A 2,801-nucleotide genomic window follows, 5' to 3' on the forward strand; every position below is an offset into this window, starting at 1 on the left:
ATCTCCCATTCGTAATCTCGGAGGTCGATATAGAAGATTGTTTCTTCTGAATCAATACGTCGTGGATTACTAATCTTACGTCCCCAAGAGAGACTATTCACAAGTTTGGAAAGTGCCCGCCGATAGGCAAGGAGTGCCTCAGGCGTCTCGCCAGCATTATAGAGATGTGTGAGTGTAAAATAGCGTGCAAAGGTGCGGTCAAACGGGGAGAGTGAGTTAACGTGATTCTCAATCGTCTCAAGCATTTCCTTGGGCGTGATGAAGGGGCCATCTGATTCAAAGGTGTCTTTCCAATCCGGTGCACCTGCCAAAATCCAGCGTCGAACCGTGTCAATCGCAGCAGGTGAAAGGGGAGGTTGTCCAAGCGGCATCCGTCTTTCTACGGCAGTCTCAATCAACCGCTGATAAAATTCGGAAGCTTCGGGGTTTCCCGGAATTATTGCCCCACCGGGGGCGACCAATGCTGTATGTTCAATGATGAGTTGTTCCGTATAGGCACCGTGTTCTCCGTGGCAGTTGAGGCAGTTTTGTTGGAAAATGGTATACGCAGATTGTGCCAGATTCTCTTGGGCATCAACATTTTGATAGTTGGTGCCCAACATCAATAGACAGATGGGTATGATAAAAATTTTCTGGTCTGTCACGGGTATTCCTCGCGGTTTGCAACGTGGACCTTAGGGCATGCTTGATTCTGAATCTTCGTGCAGCGCGCCTATCGTAAGCAATATTAAGCAACAAGTTTCAGATTTTGAGGAAGAGTGGAAGAAACACCGTATCCGCTATCTTCCAACCTTCCATCCTTCCAATCTTCCAACACAATTGAGAATGCAAAACTTCAATGTTAATACTTAAACTTGCTTATACAGAACACTTATAGCCCCGCGTTTTCCCACACCTGATCCAGCGATTCCGCAGTCGCTTTCGCCGCAGCTGCGGGTTCCATGCCGTTCACCTTCTGACTAAACGGTTCGGGTGTCACAGGGCCTTCATAACCGATGTCCATTAGGATTTGCATCAGTTCGGTAAGCGGGATGACCCCAGTTTCAGCAGGAAGACACCTGATATTGTCGATCTGATCATACGGATCAATGCCAGCAGGGGCGTCGTTGATATGGACGTAAACGACATCCGATACAGAGAGTTTGCGAACATCGTCCATGGCGGAACGACACGTATACCAGTGCCATGTATCGAACAACAGTCCAACGTTCCCTGTGCCGACAGCGGCAGCAAGTCCTAACATCGCATCCATCGAATAGGCGAAGAGATATTTGGATCCTTGGCGGCTCGTTGCCGGTCCAATGAACTCAAGTCCGACTGAATGTCCGTGGTCTTTCAGAATCTCAGCGATAGGGCGGAGTCGTTTGACAGAAAAATCCCAATTCTCCTGAAACGTCATATCGTTAGAGGCAGGTCCCACAACGGTGGTCGACCGATAGCAACCCAACTCTGCAGCGAGTGCTGCGCGTTCGGGCAGCTGGGCTAAACCCGCATAGTAATCCGCATCAGGACCCCGCCAATTTACACCGAACCCCCATCCGCCCATAGCGATACCTGCCTCCGACCAGAGGTCTTTGACGTGTTGGACGGAGTGTTCTTGGGCGAGTTGACTGGCTTCATCAATGTTCAGGTCGAGACCTTCAAAACCAGAATTTTTTGCTAATGCTAAGCCTTCTGTCATGTTTGCCTGGATGCCGATTGCACCGGTACTCAGATTCTTGAACATAAATAATTTCTCCTTTTTTGCTGATGCGGAGGACTGGAAAAAAAGGTGGAAGAGTGGAAGTATCCTTCCAACCTTCCAGCCTTCCATCTTGATGTTTTCTATCCTTCCATTCTCCCCTTCCGTTGCTTCAATTTCTCGCCCCTTAAAACTTTTGCAGCAACCGCCCACGGATAATCGGTGTCTTCTGCGTTTGCGTCGCGATACGTAGGGATCCAAACCCAACGTTCTTCGCCGGATGTGTTAGGATGGCTGGCGTGAAGTGTCAGGTCGTGAAAAAAGACTGCACCGCCTGCTTCGAGCTCCGCCGTAACGGCGCGACTTTCGTCAACAGCTCCCGGCTGCAGCCGATTCCCAAACCCGTTGCCATCACCCGCATCCCCGTCATGCACAAGGGCGGACGTATGTGAACCCGGGAAGAGTTTGAGACACCCGTTTTCAACAGTCGCATCGTCAAGGGCAACCCAGATTGAGAGTTTATGTGCACCGTGCCAGTAGGACCAATCTTGGTGCCACGGACTGGCGAAGGTCGTCGTCTCGCTCTTAAAAACCACCTTATCACTGAGGAACTCAATATCCGGCGCGAAAATACTTTCTAAAATATCGAGTATCCGTTCATCACCGACTGCGGTTTGGAAGACGGGACTGCGTGCAGCTAAACCGACATACACGCCGTGCCCAGCGACTGCACCTGTTTCCGCCTTAACGGCTTCCAGAATGTCGATACACTCTAATTTGAGACGTTGGACTTCGCTGCGTTCAAACAGATTTGGTGCGATCGCGAAGCCGTCCCTTGAAAAATCGTCGCGCAGTGTCATCATGTTTTAATTCTACCTTGCGGAGAAACGACGTAGATTTGAATCATTGATATGCATTCCTTAAATTCGCTCTCCACTTCGTTACGAGCTGCTTTTATCTTTCAGGACTTACGCAAATTGGGCAAAAAACAGTGTATTTCCGTGATTTAACCCCCTAAATCCCCCTTATCAGGGGGACTTTAAGAGAAAATACGTAAGTCCTATCTTTACTAAAGTTTGGACAATTTTAAGAATTAAGATGCAGAAAAGCAGAAAAGCAG

At 49.1% G+C, this 2,801-nt stretch carries 3 protein-coding genes; all 3 read right to left on the reverse strand.

Annotation, left to right across the window (positions count from 1 at the left end; all coding sequences use genetic code 11):
• On the reverse strand, nucleotides 1-602 hold a 602-nt coding region (locus F4X88_11090), incomplete at its 3' end, for a hypothetical protein (protein ID MYA56833.1).
• 269 nt (nucleotides 603-871) lie between these two features.
• The gene (locus F4X88_11095) at nucleotides 872-1,726 is read right to left on the reverse strand and encodes a sugar phosphate isomerase/epimerase (GenBank protein MYA56834.1); all 855 of its coding nucleotides are present in this window, start codon (nucleotides 1,724-1,726) and stop codon (nucleotides 872-874) included.
• A gap of 98 nt (nucleotides 1,727-1,824) precedes the next feature.
• Nucleotides 1,825-2,544, reverse strand: a complete 720-nt coding sequence (locus F4X88_11100) for a phytanoyl-CoA dioxygenase family protein (GenBank protein MYA56835.1) — start codon at nucleotides 2,542-2,544, stop codon at nucleotides 1,825-1,827.
• Nucleotides 2,545-2,801 lie beyond the last annotated feature (257 nt).

Source organism: Candidatus Poribacteria bacterium (assembly GCA_009839745.1).
In the GTDB taxonomy this organism is placed as follows: domain Bacteria; phylum Poribacteria; class WGA-4E; order WGA-4E; family WGA-3G; genus WGA-3G.

Coding starts and splice junctions, on each gene's coding strand:
- F4X88_11095 (MYA56834.1), bottom strand. CDS start 1,726: ATGTTCAAGAATCTGAGTACCGGTGCAATCGGCATCCAGGCAAACATG.
- F4X88_11100 (MYA56835.1), bottom strand. CDS start 2,544: ATGATGACACTGCGCGACGATTTTTCAAGGGACGGCTTCGCGATCGCA.